At 40.4% G+C, this 16299-nt stretch carries 19 protein-coding genes and 1 other annotated feature; of the genes, 13 read left to right on the top strand and 6 right to left on the bottom strand.

Annotation, left to right across the window (positions count from 1 at the left end):
* Positions 1–34 precede the first annotated feature (34 nt).
* The 4 genes from PR800_RS18600 to PR800_RS18585 are packed head-to-tail and all read right to left on the bottom strand — an operon-like array spanning position 35 to position 3584.
* Positions 35–901: a metal ABC transporter permease gene (locus tag PR800_RS18600; RefSeq protein ID WP_096863947.1), complete on the bottom strand. Its 867-nt coding sequence runs from the start codon at positions 899–901 to the stop codon at positions 35–37.
* A complete protein-coding gene (locus PR800_RS18595; protein ID WP_102139219.1) occupies positions 894–1784 on the bottom strand; it encodes a metal ABC transporter permease in 891 nt (296 codons plus the stop codon). The genes PR800_RS18600 and PR800_RS18595 overlap by 8 nt, the downstream gene beginning before the upstream one ends.
* Positions 1781–2671: a manganese/iron ABC transporter ATP-binding protein gene (locus PR800_RS18590; protein WP_102139218.1), complete on the bottom strand. Its 891-nt coding sequence runs from the start codon at positions 2669–2671 to the stop codon at positions 1781–1783. The genes PR800_RS18595 and PR800_RS18590 overlap by 4 nt, the downstream gene beginning before the upstream one ends.
* Before the next feature lies 1 nt (position 2672).
* Positions 2673–3584, bottom strand: coding sequence for a metal ABC transporter substrate-binding protein (locus tag PR800_RS18585; RefSeq protein ID WP_102139217.1), 912 nt, complete (start codon positions 3582–3584; stop codon positions 2673–2675).
* A 283-nt stretch (positions 3585–3867) separates the two neighbouring features.
* Here PR800_RS18585 and PR800_RS18580 point away from each other — a divergent pair, with 283 nt between their 5' ends.
* Entirely contained in the window at positions 3868–4521 is a 654-nt protein-coding gene (locus PR800_RS18580) for a transglycosylase SLT domain-containing protein (RefSeq protein WP_102139216.1), read from the top strand.
* Here PR800_RS18580 and PR800_RS18575 read toward each other — a convergent pair.
* A complete protein-coding gene (locus PR800_RS18575) occupies positions 4515–5219 on the bottom strand; it encodes a MarC family NAAT transporter (RefSeq protein ID WP_102139215.1) in 705 nt (234 codons plus the stop codon). The two genes, PR800_RS18580 and PR800_RS18575, sit on opposite strands and share 7 nt — an antisense overlap.
* Before the next feature lie 467 nt (positions 5220–5686).
* Between PR800_RS18575 and fos the strand changes: the two genes are divergently transcribed.
* From fos to ihfA, 12 genes are all read left to right on the top strand, one after another.
* Positions 5687–6100, top strand: a complete 414-nt coding sequence (fos, locus tag PR800_RS18570; protein WP_210843407.1) for a fosfomycin resistance glutathione transferase — start codon at positions 5687–5689, stop codon at positions 6098–6100.
* A gap of 102 nt (positions 6101–6202) precedes the next feature.
* On the top strand, positions 6203–6601 hold the full coding sequence (locus PR800_RS18565) for a hypothetical protein (protein ID WP_102139213.1): 399 nt from the start codon (positions 6203–6205) through the stop codon (positions 6599–6601).
* Between the two features lie 103 nt (positions 6602–6704).
* On the top strand, positions 6705–7154 hold the full coding sequence (locus PR800_RS18560; protein WP_102139212.1) for a methyltransferase family protein: 450 nt from the start codon (positions 6705–6707) through the stop codon (positions 7152–7154).
* Positions 7155–7514: 360 nt separating this feature from the next.
* Entirely contained in the window at positions 7515–9443 is a 1929-nt protein-coding gene (thrS, locus tag PR800_RS18555; protein WP_102139211.1) for a threonine--tRNA ligase, read from the top strand.
* A 3-nt stretch (positions 9444–9446) separates the two neighbouring features.
* Positions 9447–9986, top strand: coding sequence for a translation initiation factor IF-3 (gene infC / locus PR800_RS18550; protein ID WP_102139210.1), 540 nt, complete (start codon positions 9447–9449; stop codon positions 9984–9986).
* A 421-nt stretch (positions 9987–10407) separates the two neighbouring features.
* Positions 10408–10947 (top strand): translation initiation factor IF-3, encoded by a 540-nt coding sequence (gene infC / locus PR800_RS18545; protein ID WP_071524539.1) that lies wholly within the window; start codon positions 10408–10410, stop codon positions 10945–10947.
* A gap of 95 nt (positions 10948–11042) precedes the next feature.
* On the top strand, positions 11043–11240 hold the full coding sequence (gene rpmI / locus PR800_RS18540) for a 50S ribosomal protein L35 (protein ID WP_004263702.1): 198 nt from the start codon (positions 11043–11045) through the stop codon (positions 11238–11240).
* 45 nt (positions 11241–11285) lie between these two features.
* Positions 11286–11642, top strand: a complete 357-nt coding sequence (gene rplT, locus PR800_RS18535) for a 50S ribosomal protein L20 (protein ID WP_004263714.1) — start codon at positions 11286–11288, stop codon at positions 11640–11642.
* An 88-nt stretch (positions 11643–11730) separates the two neighbouring features.
* Positions 11731–11860 (top strand) — a sequence feature (Phe leader region).
* The gene (gene pheM, locus PR800_RS19695) at positions 11737–11781 is read left to right on the top strand and encodes a pheST operon leader peptide PheM (protein ID WP_136134757.1); all 45 of its coding nucleotides are present in this window, start codon (positions 11737–11739) and stop codon (positions 11779–11781) included. (Overlaps the previous feature by 45 nt.)
* Positions 11861–11983: 123 nt before the next feature.
* Positions 11984–12967, top strand: a complete 984-nt coding sequence (gene pheS, locus PR800_RS18530) for a phenylalanine--tRNA ligase subunit alpha (protein WP_102139209.1) — start codon at positions 11984–11986, stop codon at positions 12965–12967.
* Positions 12968–12981: 14 nt separating this feature from the next.
* Entirely contained in the window at positions 12982–15369 is a 2388-nt protein-coding gene (gene pheT / locus PR800_RS18525; RefSeq protein WP_272531231.1) for a phenylalanine--tRNA ligase subunit beta, read from the top strand.
* 4 nt (positions 15370–15373) lie between these two features.
* Entirely contained in the window at positions 15374–15670 is a 297-nt protein-coding gene (gene ihfA, locus PR800_RS18520) for an integration host factor subunit alpha (RefSeq protein ID WP_004263721.1), read from the top strand.
* Between the two features lie 52 nt (positions 15671–15722).
* Here ihfA and PR800_RS18515 read toward each other — a convergent pair.
* Positions 15723–16299, bottom strand: a 577-nt coding sequence (locus PR800_RS18515) for a RhoGAP domain-containing protein (protein WP_272531230.1), incomplete at its 5' end; no start/stop codon positions are given.

Here is a 16299-nt window from a genome sequence, read left to right as displayed (position 1 = left end):
GCGAATTCAGCTTTTTTGTTATGTCTGCCATTTATTATGCGGTATGCATACTTTGTGGGTTTGTTTGACTTCTTTTACGTGCCAGTACTAGCTTGCTATAGAGCAGGGCTATTACGAAATAAACCGCTTGAGTAACGACTATGGTTGGCCCGGTTGTCGCATTGATGTGAAAACTCAGGATAGTCCCAATAACACTCGATGTTACCGAAGCGATGATGGCGACGACGAGCATTTTGCCGAAGCTCCGACATAGAACAAATGCAATAATCCCCGGTGAGATCAGCATGGCAATAACTAAAATGATCCCAACCGCTTGCAGTGAAGCGACAATGGTTAATGCAAGTAAAGACAGTAAACCATAATGGATCAGTTTGACGGGTAGGCCAATCACACGGGCTTGGTTTGGATCAAAACAATACAGCATGAAATCTTTACGTTTCAGTAAGATAATTGCAATAGTTACCCCAGCAAATAACAGAATTTGCTTAAACTCGCTATCCGTGATCCCTAAAATATCACCAAATAAAATATGCGTAAGGTGCTGCTCGGTATCTATTTTAGCAAACATCACCAAGCCAATAGCAAACATTCCTGAAAAGACGATACCCATTACGGTATCTTCTTTTATCCGACTATTTTCTTTTAAATACCCCGTTGCGACAGCGCAGAATAAGCCAGAGGCAAACGCACCAATAGCCAAGGGAATACCTAATAAAGAGGCAATGATGATCCCGGGTAACACTGCGTGGGAAATAGCATCTCCCATGAGTGACCACCCTTTTAATACTAAAAAGCACGATAAAATGGCACACACAGTCCCACTCACAATTGCGGTGATCAAAGCTTTTTGCATAAAAGGAAATGCAAACGGAGCCATCAATAAGTCAATGAAATCACTCATGAGATGCTCCTTGTTGGTGTGATTGATGCAGCCGAGCTACTTCCTTTTTTGCTTTACGTTTTGAGGCAAAAATACCGTGTTTAGGCGCAAAGAAAAATGCTAGCAGGAAAATAATGGTTTGTAGGGTGACAATTAACCCTCCTGTAGCACCATTAAGGAAATAACTGATATAAGCGCCAACAGCACTGGTTACGGTGCCAATTGTGACGGAGATAATGAGTAAGCGTTTAAATTGGTCAGTTAATAAATAGGCGGTTGCACCTGGCGTGACGACCATTGCGATAACAAGAATAGCGCCAACTGTTTGCAAGGCAGCAACGGTACAAGCACTTAATAATGTGAAGAAAATTATTTTTAGGCGTAATGGATTCAAGCCAATTGACCGTGCGTGACTTTCATCGAAAAAAACGGCTAATAAATCTTTCCATAAACACAACAGAATAATAAATGAAACGCCGATAATAATTTCTACTTGTAATACGTCAGAATCCGCAATACCTAAAATATTACCAAAAATAATACTTTGTACATTCACAGATGTTGGGTTCAATGAAACGATCAACAAACCTGCCGCAAAAAAAGTAGAAAATATAAAGCCAATAACAGCATCTTCACGCAAACGAGTTAGATGTTTTATTAATGTCATGGCAAGTGCTGCAAGGATCCCGGTAAAAAAGGCGCCTGCCGCATAGGGTAAACCTAAAGCATAAGCACCAGCCACCCCAGGGACAACGGAGTGGGAGAGCGCATCTCCCATTAATGACCAGCCTTTTAGCATCAAATACGCTGATAAAAATGCACAGACAGCACCAACAATGGCGCTAACCCAAATGGCTTTTATCATGAAATCGTATTCAAAGGGCTGTAATAACATCTCAATCATTCGGAACCCTTAGCTTGGTTTTTTCGAACGGGAGCATCATGGTCATGACCATAGAATACAGCCGCTCTTTCATCATCGGTAATGACGGTGACAGAGCGTGGGTCATCGTCGTCATGGAGTTCTTGACCTGACAGGTTAATATGACGCAATACACCACCAAACGCGTTTTGTAGATTACGCTGTGTAAACGTGGTTTCGGTTGGGCCACTGGCTAACACCGTGCGATTGATTAAGATAACATGGTCGCAAAACTCAGGCACACTACCCAAGTTATGAGTTGAAACGAGGATCAGATGGCCTTCGTCACGCAAACTACGCAGTAGGTCTATAATGGCATTTTCAGTTTTAACATCAACCCCAGTAAAGGGTTCATCAAGAAGTAAAACTTTACCTTCTTGTGCGAGCGCTCGTGCTAAAAAAACCCGTTTTTTCTGACCACCTGAAAGCTCGCCTATTTGGCGATGTTCAAGCCCTGCAAGGTCAACCCGTTCTAATGCCATTTTGACAGCATCTTTATCGGCTTGTTTAGGGATGCGAAAAAAACCCATTTTGCCATAACGCCCCATCATCACAACATCAGAAACGAGAACGGGGAAGTTCCAGTCAACTTCTTCCGTTTGTGGGACGTATGCAATCACGTTTTCTTTCAGTGCCGTTTTTATTGGCTGATCATTTAATGTCACACTGCCTGAAGATGGGGTGACAAGCCCCATAATGGTTTTAAATAGCGTTGATTTGCCACTGCCATTTACGCCAACTAAGGCACAAATAGAGCCACCAGAGATAGTAAAGCTTGCGTCGTAGATAGCGGTGTGACCATTATTATATGTTACAGTCGCATCATCGACGATAAGATTCGGGTGTTCGAATTGACTTGAATGATTCATATTACTGTGAAAATCCTTTCGCTATCGTGTCTACAGTCGTATTTAAAAGATCTATATAGGTTGGTACTGGGCCATCGGCAGTTGATAATGAGTCAACATATAATACGCCGCCGTATTTTGCCCCGGTTTCTTTACTGACTTGGCGAGCAGGCTTATCAGAAATTGTACTTTCACTGAATACCACAGGGATGTTGTATTTGCGGACAGTATCAATCACTTTTTTCACTTGTTGAGGAGAGCCTTGCTCTTCTGCATTGATTGGCCATAAATAGACTTCTTTAAAGCCGTAATCTTTCGTTAAATAGCTAAATGCGCCTTCACTTGAGACTAACCAACGTTCATTTTCTGGAATACGGTTTAAGCGTTCACGTAAAGGGGTATCAAGCTCTGCAATTTGCTGCGCATATTTTTTCGCATTGGCATTATATGTTTCTGCATTTTCAGGATCATATTTAACTAGAGCTTGGCGAATATTTTCAATATAAATTTTAGCATTAGCAGGAGACATCCAGGCATGTGGGTTCGGGTTGTCTTTATACTCACCTTCACGGATTGGCATTGGCTCAATACCTTCAGTGACTACGACAGCAGGGACATTCTTAAAGTTTTCAAAGAAACGTTGGAACCAAACTTCCAAATTCATCCCATTCCATAAGATTAAATCTGCGTCATAGGCTTTCATAATATCTTTAGGCGTCGGTTGATAACCGTGGATTTCTGCTCCAGGCTTCGTTATAGACTCGACAATTGCCGCATCTCCAGCTACATTTTGAGCGATATCTTGGATAATGGTAAAAGTGGTAACGACTTTAAATTTTTTAGCAAAAGCCGGCTGACTAAAAAAGATGACTGCTATCAAAGCAAACATACTGGTTAGTAAAGGTGCAGATAATCGAGATACGTTCTTCTTCATAAAAGTTGACCCTGACATTATTGGTTTAGCGTTTTTTAACATACAGTTGTTAAGGTTTATAACAATTATATTTTATATCTCAACTGATAATGATTATCAATATCAATTGAGAAAAATAAACATAAAAAATGTGGAATAGCATCATTCGTCATTATGGGCTTCTAAGTCCCATGGTTATTTGTATGACTAAAACACGTCCTGAAGTAAAAGTTAAGTAAAAATTATTTTATTTTTCTTAGGATTAGTTATTCTGCCATCGGCTTCCATCGTAGAGGATTCGACAGTGAAAAAAATAATTGGCGGCACTTTTGCGCTACTGCTACTTGCAGGTTGTTCAAGCGAGCCAGATAGGCCTGTAACAAAACAGCGGATGCTAGAGCCTACAGGGCCTGTAACAGCACAAAATACGACATTCCCAAGAACGCCTTTTGATGAGTTTATTCGTGAGTCTGCGGCTCGTTACAGTGTTGATGAAGCTTTAATTAGGGCCATTATTGAGGTCGAATCCAACTTTAGGCCTGAAGTTGTCAGTAAATCAAATGCAATAGGTTTGATGCAGATTAAAGCTTCGACAGCGGGGCGTGACGCATATCGTTATCAGGGAAAGTCGGGGGAGCCGAGTTCTCGTGACTTAAAAGATCCACAAAAAAATATTGATATTGGTACAACTTATATTCGTATTTTAAAGGAGCAACATCTTGCTGGAATTAGCCACCCTCAGACATTATATTATGCAACGGTTGTCGCTTATGTGAACGGGGCGGGGGCATTATTAAGAACATTTGATAATGATAAAGGCCGGGCGATTGCAATGATTAACAGCTTATCGCCGGAAGAATTTTATCAACACGTACAAACAAAGCATCCTGCACCGCAAGCCCCACGCTATTTGTGGAAAGTTAAGAATGCTTACAATGCATTAGCAATGTCTTATTGATATTCCTTCATTAAGTATGGGAGCTGCGCGACAATTTCAACAATGCCGTTGATAACAAATTGCACTCCCATACAGATTAATAAGAACCCCATCACCCGAGCGATTGCATCAATACCGCTATTACCTAACCACCTCATAATCGAAGTTGCGCCTTTTAAACCAATCCAAACGATAAAGCTTGCAATGAAAAAGGTGATAACGGGGGCGACTTTTAAAACCCATGGAGCGAAACTAACATTACCTTGTAATGATGCAGTAGAGCTGATAATCATGGCGATAGTACCTGGGCCAGCAGTACTCGGCATCGCAAGGGGAACAAAAGCAATACTAGGGGATTCTTGGCGTTTTTTGGGAACATTCGGGTCATCAAGGGCATTGGTAGTCGGGTCTTCTCCAACATCACTGCTAGGAAACAGCATGCCAAAGCCAATAAATGCCACAATTAACCCACCTGCAATTCTAAGACCTGGTATTGATATTCCAAATGTATTCATAACTAACTGGCCTGCATAAAAAGCGATAGTCATAATTGCGAACACATAAATAGAAGCCAATAATGATTGATGGTCACGCTGCTCTTTTGTCATATTAGCAGAAATACTTAACATGACCGCAATAGCAGTTAAAGGGTTGGCAAGAGGAAGTAGTAGCACAAGACCAATACCAACGGCTTGAAATAGTTCAAAAAAATTTGTCATGGAAGTTTGATTCAAGCTCCTGATTAATGTAAATAAAACACCTTATCTCAAATGATAGCAAAATTTCTTATAGATCTGTAGGTTAGCATTTATAGCTAGAGGGATACTTTATGAAAGGGGACGATTACAGTACTGATGGGTAAGAATTAATATCAACTATCATTTATTAGCTTGAAGATAATTGGAGTTGTTCACATTAACTGTGGATAACAATGGCCTTCATCTGTGAATAACTTACTTTATTTATTAAATAACAATGGGATATTGAGTTGTGGTAAAAGTATTCAATTTTTACAGGCAAAAAAAAACCTTTTTATAGGGGGATAAAAAGGTTAAGGGCATTTCGTAACAGGTTGTCTTTAAGTTGATATGGAATGTAGTATATCTGCTGCAATGTTATTTACTGATAATTTATGTAAATTCATTAAAAGAATTCAATGTAATAGGCAACCAAAGAGTAAAAAAATATGTTAAACGGAATCAACCACTTAACGTTAGCTGTAACTGATTTGGATAAAAGTATTGGTTTTTATCAATCACTACTTGGTATGAAGTTACATGCGAGTTGGAAAAAGGGCGCCTATATATCCTGTGGCGATTTATGGTTATGTTTATCATTAGATACAACTCGCCAATTTTCACCCCCAGAAAAAACGGATTACACACACTATGCCTTTAACGTTGATGCGAAAGACTTTCTTATCGTTGTTGATCGGCTAATGCAAGCGAATGTCATTGTCTGGAAAGAAAATAAAAGTGAAGGAGATTCTTTTTATTTTCTTGATCCAGATGGCCACAAATTAGAATTACATGTAGGCGGTTTATTACAACGCTTAAAGAGCTGTCAAGAAAAACCGTATGAAGAAATGAAATTTTATTAAAAAAGTCATGGATTTCTTTACAAAGGATTTTTAATTTTAAAAATAGCTTTACGCAGAGTTGTATATCCTATTTTCAGTTAATTTTGAGTAATAGGAAAAAGAATGAAAAAACTTATAGCGACATTAGCCGGGGCGTCTATGCTATTAGTTTTGGCAGCCGCCATGTTACTAATCGTTTTTCCTCAGCAGTGGAAGCAAAGTATTTATCCGAATATATCCCAAGCCTTACCAACATCGCTCAGTGCTATTTTACCGCAGGGTTTAGCCAGTAATGATATTTGTAATAGCTTAGAGGATAACCTGCAAAGTTTTACTGATTATCTTAAAGTGAATCAGGACATTGTTGATGTAAAGGGAATGAATAGCTTAGATGAACAACTTGCCAATATTCAAACCAGAATTGATTCTATGCCCAGTGATGTGCGAAATTTAGTTTGCCAGCAAGAATATAGTAAACTAGAAGGTTTAAAGAGTGTGTTTTCCTTAAGTCCCAATAACTAATTATTTTTGTCGTTAATATCACTCCTCTATATGTTCCTCCACTCAAATTTATATATTCATTTATGGTATGTTAATAGCATCATTTTGGCTTGTAGGTAACATGATGAATATATTTAAATTACCATTATTGAATTGGTTAGTCGCTAATGGGGTCGCTGTATATTTTCTTTCCAAGCAAGGTCTTTTAGACTGGACGTTTTCTGGTTGGATGGGGATCTTAGGTATCTTAGTGGCACTTGAAAGTGTCAGTTGGGTCGCGACAAGCCTTTATTATTTTTATAAACATAAAACATCACCAAATCCTACTGTAAAGGCAACGCATTTAGTGACTAACGGGCCTTACCGATTTTCACGTAATCCAATGTATTTAGCTTTCACATCAATGAGCTTGGCTTTAGCTTTCTTCTCGCACTCTTCTTATTTCTTGATAGCGGGTTTGGTCTTTTGGTTAATTACCGACTTGTACACTATTCCGCAAGAAGAGCGATTTTTAGCGGAAAAATTCAATGAAGAGTGGGAGCGTTATCGCAAGCAGACACGACGTTGGCTATAATGACTAAAGAATTAGTCGTATCCAGTGGATCGCATTGGTATCGGCTTTCTTTCGCAAAAAAAGAGAAACTATTTCCTGCATTAGATAGCCTATTCGCCATTTAATCGGGAAGGTGTTGATTTTTCAGATGAAGAATAACAATTAGCGGCATTACGCTATCGCCATAAAATAGGTCTGTGTTATCATTAGTAGTTGAGTTACTCACGATGTAACGAAATAGTGCGCTTAAGCTGCCCATATTTGTGTACATATCTTGCATAGTGAAGTGAGAAATCGTTAGTAACGTATTGATTTATAACTTTGGAATAATCAAGCAAGTGATCTTTCGTGTGGGTCACCACTGCTGATAAGGATTTTTTAATGCCTGTTATTACTCTTCCTGATGGAAGTCAGCGTCAGTTTGACCATCCCGTTTCAGTGATGGATGTTGCTCGTGACATCGGAGCGGGTTTAGCTAAAGCCTGTATCGCGGGTCGAATTAATGGTGAACGTGTTGATGCATGTGAAATAATTGAACATGATGCAAACGTGTCCATTATTACGAGCAAGGATGAAGACGGACTCGAAATTATTCGTCACTCTTGTGCTCACCTGTTAGGCCATGCCATCAAGCAATTATGGCCAAATACGAAAATGGCGATTGGTCCTACTATCGACAATGGTTTTTACTATGATGTCGATTTAGACCACATGCTGACGCAGGAAGACTTGGAAAAGCTTGAAAAGCGTATGCTTGAGCTTGCCAAAACAGATTATGAGGTGGTGAAAAAACGTGTTTCTTGGAGCGAAGCTCGTGAAACTTTCGTTGCCCGTGGCGAAGACTATAAAGTTGAAATTTTAGATCAAAATATTAGTCAAGATGACCGCCCAGGTTTATATCATCACGAAGAATATGTTGACATGTGTCGCGGTCCACACGTACCAAACATGCGTTTTTGCCACCATTTTAAATTACAGAAAGTGGCTGGCGCATACTGGCGTGGTAACAGCGATAACAAAATGCTGCAACGTATTTACGGCACCGCATGGGCTGATAAAAAACAATTAGCAGCCTATTTATTACGTTTAGAAGAAGCAGCTAAGCGTGATCACCGTAAAATTGGTAAACAATTAGATTTATACCATATGCAAGAAGAAGCGCCGGGTATGGCGTTCTGGCATAATGACGGTTGGACAATTTTCCGTGAACTGGAAACCTTTGTACGCACTAAACTGAAGGCCTATAATTATCAGGAAGTGAAAGGGCCATTTATGATGGACCGCGTATTATGGGAAAAAACAGGTCACTGGGATAACTATAAAGATGCCATGTTCACGACTTCATCTGAAAACCGTGAATATTGTGTCAAACCAATGAACTGCCCGGGTCACGTACAGATTTTCAACCAAGGTTTGAAATCATATCGTGACTTACCATTGCGCATGGCAGAATTTGGTAGCTGTCACCGTAATGAGCCATCAGGTGCGTTGCACGGCTTAATGCGTGTGCGTGGCTTTACTCAGGATGATGCACATATCTTCTGTACTGAAGAGCAAATCTTAAGTGAAGTAACCAGCTGTATTGAAATGATTTATGATGTTTATGCAACTTTCGGTTTCGAAAAAATTGTTGTAAAACTATCAACTCGCCCTGAAAAACGTATCGGTACTGACGATATGTGGGACAGAGCGGAAGAAGATTTGGCTAATGCCCTGAAATCAAAAGGTATTGAATTTGAATACCAACCAGGTGAAGGTGCATTTTATGGTCCGAAAATCGAGTTTACGCTGTATGACTGCCTTGACCGTGCATGGCAATGTGGTACTGTCCAGTTAGACTTCTTCTTGCCGGGCCGTTTAACAGCTTCCTATGTAGGTGAAAATAACGAACGTATCGTTCCTGTGATGATCCACCGTGCAGTGTTAGGTTCACTAGAACGCTTCATTGGTATCTTAACAGAAGAGTATGCGGGCTTTTTCCCAACATGGTTAGCACCACAGCAAGTGGTCGTAATGAACATTACTGATAGTCAAGCAGACTATGTTCAAGAATTAGTTAGCAAGCTGCAAAGTGTTGGCATTCGTGCGAAAGCGGACTTACGTAACGAGAAAATCGGCTTTAAGATCCGTGAACACACGCTGCGTCGCGTCCCTTACATGTTAGTATGTGGTGATAAAGAAGTTGAATCAGGTAAAGTTGCTGTACGTACCCGTCGTGGTAAAGACTTAGGTAGCCTTGATGTCAACGAATTCATGACAAAACTGCTTGAAGAGATCCGCAGTCGTCAACTCAATCAGATGGAGGAATAAGGTATTAAAGGCGGAAAAAAACTCCCAACGGCGCGTCCAAATCGTATTAACGATGAAATTCGCGCAACAGAAATCCGTGTCACTGGTTTAGACGGTGAACAACTTGGCGTAATGAGTGTGCGTGAAGGCCTCTTTAAAGCAGAAGAAGCTGGTGTCGATTTAGTCGAAATCAGCCCAAATGCCGAGCCGCCAGTTTGTCGTATCATGGACTACGGTAAATATCTTTATGAGAAGAGTAAATCTCAAAAAGAACAAAAGAAAAAACAAAAAGTTGTTCAAGTGAAGGAAATTAAATTCCGTCCAGGAACAGACGAAGGCGACTACCAAGTTAAACTACGTAGTTTAATTCGCTTTTTGGAAGATGGTGACAAAGCTAAAGTAACACTGCGTTTTCGTGGTCGCGAAATGGCTCACCAACAGATTGGCTTAGAAGTGCTTAATCGCATCAAAACCGATCTGGATGAACTGGCATCAGTTGAATCATTCCCATCAAGGATTGAAGGACGCCAGATGATCATGGTATTGGCACCAAAGAAAAAATAATTAAGCCAGTATGGTTATAGCGAAGTATTGCTAGAGTCTAGCAGCGCTCATTTGGGCGCTGCTTCTCTGTTTTATTCGTGATGAAAAATTTTACTATTGATGAAAGTAATGTCATACCAGCTAAGGTAATCGGTATATTTGATGTCTTGTTATTTTCTTCATTAATGAATCAAAGTAATTGCGTCAAAGCGAGAATTGGCCTCAAAAGCCAAGTTTTCAAACAGTTCAGAATGATTTATTGCAAGAATTACTTGAGTAATCCAGCAAGAAGCATTAAAATCCGCGGTCGAATCACTTTGTCAGCGCATAGCGCATTAGGGCAAACTAAGAATATCGTACATGCGTCAAGTAGTAACTATTGAGTGACGGGTGTATTTGCTTGAGAGAAGCAAATCTCTTTATCCAATTGGAGGAATGAAGTATTAAAGGCGGAAAAAGAATCCCAACAACACGTCCAAATCGTATCAATGATGAAATTCGTGTTCCAGAGGTCCGTTTAACAGGTTTAGACGGTGAACAGTTAGGCATCATGAGCGCACGCGAAGCGCTTGAAAAAGCTGAAGAAGCAGGTGTAGACCTCGTTGAAATCAGCCCAAATGCTGAACCGCCAGTTTGTCGTATCATGGATTACGGCAAATTCCTTTATGAGAAGAGCAAATCTCAAAAAGAGCAAAAAAAGAAACAAAAAGTTGTTCAGGTGAAGGAAATTAAATTCCGCCCTGGTACAGATGAAGGCGATTATCAGGTCAAACTACGCAACCTGACTCGCTTTCTGGAAGATGGTGATAAAGCTAAAGTTACGCTGCGTTTTCGCGGTCGTGAAATGGCTCACCAGCAGATCGGTCTGGAAATGCTTAACCGCATCAAAGCTGATCTGGAAGAGCTGGCATCCGTGGAATCTTTCCCTTCAAGAATTGAAGGACGTCAGATGATCATGGTGCTGGCACCGAAGAAGAAATAATTAGGCCTGCAAGTAATATTCGTTTATAGCAATATAGATGTTATTCGCCTAATTAATTCGTAGTTAATCACAATGCGAAGTTGGAAATAAAAGAAATGCCAAAGATTAAAACTGTACGTGGCGCAGCAAAGCGCTTTAAAAAAACTGCAGGCGGTGGCTTTAAGCGTAAGCATGCAAACCTTCGTCATATTCTGACTAAAAAGTCAACTAAGCGTAAACGCCATTTACGTCCGAAAGGAATGGTATCTAAGGGCGATCTGGGTCTGGTAGTAGCCTGCCTGCCTTACGCATAAGTAAACAATTTAGTTAATTAAGATAAAAGACGATAGGAGATAGCTATGGCTCGCGCAAAACGTGGTGTAATCGCACGTGCACGTCACAAAAAAATTCTGAAGCAGGCGAAAGGTTACTATGGTGCACGTTCACGTGTTTACCGCGTAGCGTTTCAGGCGGTAATTAAAGCTGGTCAATACGCTTACCGTGACCGCCGTCAACGTAAACGTCAGTTCCGTCAACTGTGGATCGCACGTATCAACGCTGCGGCTCGTCAGAACGGTCTGTCTTACAGCCGTTTCATCAATGGCTTGAAAAAAGCTTCAATTGAAATCGACCGTAAGATCTTAGCAGACATCGCAGTTTTCGATAAAGCAGCATTCACTGCTTTAGTAGAAAAAGCGAAAGGCGCTTTAGCTTAATTGTTTGCTTGAAAAGAGGAGGGTAACTTCCTCTTTTCATTTATAGTTATTTGTGTTAATACTTTAGATACAGTCAGTTATTGAGAGTTAGTTCATGCATTCTGTTATTTTTCGTTTCTTTTTTTACTTTAGCACCTGAATATCGGGGGCTTTTGCGCGTAAATAGAAAGAAGAAATGAAAGATTACGCTAAAGCCTCCTTAGGGAGGCTTTTTTGTTTCTAGTTTTAGATTAAGTAAAGTAAAATCAGTTAAGTATTCATTCATTACCAAATGGAATGTGAAGCTTAATATATATAGTGAATAACTAGCAAAAAGACCAATTGGTCATAAAGGGGAAACAATGCCACATCTCGCTGAGTTGGTTGCACAGGCAAAAGCAGCCATTGAACAGGCCCAAGATGTTGCTACGTTGGAATCAGTGCGTGTTGAATATTTAGGCAAGAGCGGCCATTTCACACTACAGATGAAAACGTTGCGTGAACTGCCTGCTGAGGAACGTCCAGCAGCAGGGGCTGTGATAAATGAAGCTAAAGTACAGGTTCAAGATGCTCTGAACGCCCGTAAGGACGCGATGCAAGCTGAAATCCTTAATGCACGTCTGGTATCAGAAAAAATTGACGTGTCATTACCAGGGCGTCGAATGGAAAATGGTGGGTTACACCCAGTGACCCGCACAATTCAGCGAATTGAAGAATTTTTTGGCGAATTAGGTTTCTCTGTTGAAACAGGCCCTGAAATCGAAGATGACTACCATAACTTTGATGCGCTAAATATTCCTGCTCACCACCCTGCGCGTGCAGACCACGATACTTTTTGGTTTGATGCAAAACGCCTATTGCGTACGCAAACATCAGGTGTACAAATCCGTACAATGAATGGTCAACAACCACCGATCCGTATCATTGCCCCGGGTCGTGTATATCGTAATGATTACGACCAAACGCATACACCTATGTTCCATCAAACAGAAGGCCTGATTGTTGATAAAGATATCAGCTTTACCAATCTAAAAGGCACATTGCATGATTTCTTGAATAACTTCTTTGAAGAGGAAGTTCAAGTACGTTTCCGACCATCATATTTCCCATTCACCGAACCTTCAGCGGAAGTTGATGTTATGGGTAAAAATGGTAAATGGTTAGAAGTATTAGGCTGCGGAATGGTTCATCCAAATGTATTGCGTAATGTAGGTATTGACCCTGAAGTCTACTCTGGATTTGCCTTTGGTATGGGGATGGAGCGCTTAACAATGCTACGTTACGGTGTTTCTGACCTACGTGCATTCTTCGAAAATGATCTTCGTTTCCTCAAACAGTTTAAATAAGGCGGGTCTATCTCATGAAATTCAGTGAACTATGGTTACGCGAATGGGTAAACCCGGCGATCAGTAGTGAAGCATTATCTGACCAAATCACGATGGCGGGTTTGGAAGTTGATGGTGTAGATGCAGTTGCTGGCCAATTTCACGGCGTTGTTGTTGGTGAAGTGGTTGAGTGTGGTCAACACCCAAATGCAGACAAACTGCGCGTTACAAAAGTTAACGTAGGCGGTGAGCGTTTATTAGATATCGTCTGTGGTGCACCAAACTGCCGTCAAGGCCTAAAAGTTGCTGTTGCAACGGTTGGTGCGGTATTACCGGGTGATTTTAAAATTAAAGCGGCAAAACTACGTGGCGAGCCTTCTGAAGGTATGCTGTGTTCTTATTCTGAGCTGGGTATTTCTGATGACCACAGCGGAATTATTGAATTGCCTCTAGATGCCACTATCGGTACCGATATTCGTGAATATCTAAAACTTGATGATAATGCGATTGAAATCAGCATTACACCTAACCGTGCAGATTGCTTAAGTATTCTTGGGGTTGCACGTGATGTCGCTGTTATTAATAAATTAGCGTTGAATGAGCCTGCTATTAATACAGTATCCGTGACCACAAAAGACACTTTCCCAATTCGAGTAGAAGCACCTAATGCGTGCCCACGTTTCTTAGGCCGTGTGATCAAAAATATTGATGTGTCAGCGCCAACGCCATTGTGGATGAAAGAAAAGTTGCGCCGTGGTGGCGTCCGTTCTATTGACGCGGTTGTGGATATTACCAACTACGTCTTATTAGAATTGGGTCAGCCTCAACACGCTTATGATCTAGACCGTTTAGATGGTGCTATTGTTGCTCGCATGGCAAAAGAAGGGGAGAAACTGGTTCTCCTTGATGGTAGTGAAGCAACGTTAAAACCAGACACATTAGTGATTGCTGATGAATCAAAAGCACTGGGGATTGCAGGTATTTTTGGCGGTGAACACTCAGGTGTTAATACGGAAACCAAAAATATTTTATTAGAGTGTGCATTCTTCGACCCATTATCGATCACAGGTCGTGCACGTAATTACGGTTTGCACACTGATGCATCTCACCGTTTTGAGCGTGGTGTTGATCCTCAATTACAGTTTAAAGCGATTGAACGTGCTACTGCGCTAATTGTTGAGATTTGTGGTGGTGAAGTCGGTGAAATTATTGATGTAACCAGTGAACAGCATTTACCAAAAGCCGCAAATATTAAACTGACGCGCAATAAATTAGACCGTTTGATTGGTCACTTTATTGAAGATGAGTTAGTTACTGATATTTTGACGCGTTTAGGGTGCAAAGTCACTGTTTCTGCTAATACATGGGATGTTGTCGCCCCAAGTTGGCGCTTCGATATGCAAATCGAAGAAGACTTAGTGGAAGAAGTCGCTCGTGTTTATGGTTATAACAGCATCCCTGATGTGCCATTACGTGCTGATTTGACCATGACTAATCACAAAGAAGCTAACCTACCTTTAAAACGTATTAAAGCAATGTTAGTTGACCGTGGTTATCAAGAAGCAATCACTTATAGTTTTGTTGACCCTAAAGTTCAAGCTTTACTGCATCCACAACAAGATGCGTTGCTTTTACCTAACCCGATTTCTGTTGATATGTCAGCGATGCGTTTATCGTTACTGACTGGTTTATTAGGAACCGTTGTCTATAATCAGAATCGTCAACAAAATAGAATTCGTTTATTTGAGACAGGTCTGCGCTTTATTCCTGATAATCAAGCAGAATATGGGATCCGTCAGGAACCAATGCTTGCAGGGGTGATTACAGGCAATAGATTTGAAGAACATTGGTCATTAGATAAACAAGTTGTTGACTTCTTTGACTTAAAAGGTGATCTTGAAGCTGTTTTTGAATTGACTGGGAAACTAAATCAAATTACATTTAAATCTGAGGCACATCCTGCATTGCATCCAGGTCAAAGTGCTGGGATTTATCTGGAAAATGAACATATTGGCTTTATTGGTGTGGTTCACCCAGAATTAGAACGCAAACTCGATTTAAATGGTCGTACGGTGGTGTTTGAGGTTCGTAGTGATGCGATAGCACAACGTGTTATTCCTGAAGCTAAGGCGATTTCGCGCTATCCATCGAACCGCCGTGACATCGCTGTTGTCGTGCCAGAAGATGTGGCTGCTGCTGAAGTTTTAGCAGAGTGTAAAAAAGTTGGCATAAATCATATAGTTGGCATAAACTTATTTGATGTGTACTGTGGTGAAGGAATAGCAGATGGCTATAAGAGCCTTGCTATCAGTCTTGTCTTCCAGGATACCCAGCGTACTATGGAAGAAGAAGAGATCACTGCTACCGTTGATCTGTGTATTGCTGCGTTAAAACAGCGATTCCAAGCCTCCTTGAGGGACTAAACCTATGGCGCTTACTAAAGCTGAAATGTCAGAAAATTTGTTTGAAAAACTGGGTGTTAGCAAACGTGATGCTAAAGACCTTGTCGAAACTTTCTTTGAAGAGGTTCGCCTTTCCTTAGAAAATGGTGAGCAAGTAAAATTATCTGGATTCGGTAACTTTGATTTACGTGATAAAAATCAACGTCCCGGACGTAACCCAAAAACTGGGGAAGATATTCCAATTACTGCACGCCGTGTTGTTACTTTCCGCCCAGGCCAAAAATTAAAAAGCCGTGTAGAAAAAGCAACGCCGAAAGAGTAATTATATCGTTTGATATGAAAAAAGACCGCCTAGGCGGTCTTTTGTTTTTGGGTCACACAAATTGTTTTAGTTCTCTATCTATTAGCGTCGTAAGAAGTTTATTCGCGTAATCATGAAGAGCTTTTTCTTCCATCATGAATGTAGTTTGTTTCGCTTTACTTAATTTATTGAAATTATTTTCTTCATCAGCTGTTCTTTTATTTGATGACAACCCTCCGCCAATAGCTATGGCAATATTCTCTGGTTCCATTTTGTTTTCTTTTGAATGCATAGCAATTTTAACAAACAGTGGCATACAAATTTGTAGATGCAATGGTAGTTCTTGCTGCTCAGGTAATCTTTCATCCGCATTGTTTTTGGCTATCCGTAAAATTTTATCTCGCTTGTTCGGCGCCATATTTTTAACATATTCTTTTGTTTCATTTTCTTGATGGATTGATTCCTTATATTTATTTATTAATTCTTTAAGTTTGTGTTCTTCATTTGGCTGCTTGATTAATATTTTGTTTCGTAATGCTTTAATCGCACCAGTAAGTTCATCTTGCGTCAAGTGATTATCTTCTAGTGCTTGTTGACTAAAGCTTGGGTTATTGGTGAGTTTCACTAAAAGATTAGATATCTTAGTACTA

This window comes from Providencia sp. PROV205, from assembly GCF_028479505.1.
GTDB classification, from domain to species: Bacteria; Pseudomonadota; Gammaproteobacteria; order Enterobacterales; family Enterobacteriaceae; genus Providencia; species Providencia huaxiensis.
Note: the sequence above shows the minus strand (reverse complement) of the source record. Positions and strands in the feature narration are given on the sequence as shown.

What these genes read in the sequence shown, in the direction of transcription:
- PR800_RS18600 (WP_096863947.1), bottom strand. Translation starts at nt 901, where the DNA reads ATGAGTGATTTCATTGACTTATTGATGGCTCCGTTTGCATTTCCTTTT.
- PR800_RS18595 (WP_102139219.1), bottom strand. Translation starts at nt 1,784, where the DNA reads ATGATTGAGATGTTATTACAGCCCTTTGAATACGATTTCATGATAAAA.
- PR800_RS18590 (WP_102139218.1), bottom strand. Translation starts at nt 2,671, where the DNA reads ATGAATCATTCAAGTCAATTCGAACACCCGAATCTTATCGTCGATGAT.
- PR800_RS18585 (WP_102139217.1), bottom strand. Translation starts at nt 3,584, where the DNA reads ATGAAGAAGAACGTATCTCGATTATCTGCACCTTTACTAACCAGTATG.
- PR800_RS18575 (WP_102139215.1), bottom strand. Translation starts at nt 5,219, where the DNA reads ATGACAAATTTTTTTGAACTATTTCAAGCCGTTGGTATTGGTCTTGTG.
- fos (WP_210843407.1), top strand. Translation starts at nt 5,687, where the DNA reads ATGTTAAACGGAATCAACCACTTAACGTTAGCTGTAACTGATTTGGAT.
- PR800_RS18565 (WP_102139213.1), top strand. Translation starts at nt 6,203, where the DNA reads ATGAAAAAACTTATAGCGACATTAGCCGGGGCGTCTATGCTATTAGTT.
- PR800_RS18560 (WP_102139212.1), top strand. Translation starts at nt 6,705, where the DNA reads ATGAATATATTTAAATTACCATTATTGAATTGGTTAGTCGCTAATGGG.
- thrS (WP_102139211.1), top strand. Translation starts at nt 7,515, where the DNA reads ATGCCTGTTATTACTCTTCCTGATGGAAGTCAGCGTCAGTTTGACCAT.
- rpmI (WP_004263702.1), top strand. Translation starts at nt 11,043, where the DNA reads ATGCCAAAGATTAAAACTGTACGTGGCGCAGCAAAGCGCTTTAAAAAA.
- rplT (WP_004263714.1), top strand. Translation starts at nt 11,286, where the DNA reads ATGGCTCGCGCAAAACGTGGTGTAATCGCACGTGCACGTCACAAAAAA.
- pheS (WP_102139209.1), top strand. Translation starts at nt 11,984, where the DNA reads ATGCCACATCTCGCTGAGTTGGTTGCACAGGCAAAAGCAGCCATTGAA.
- pheT (WP_272531231.1), top strand. Translation starts at nt 12,982, where the DNA reads ATGAAATTCAGTGAACTATGGTTACGCGAATGGGTAAACCCGGCGATC.
- ihfA (WP_004263721.1), top strand. Translation starts at nt 15,374, where the DNA reads ATGGCGCTTACTAAAGCTGAAATGTCAGAAAATTTGTTTGAAAAACTG.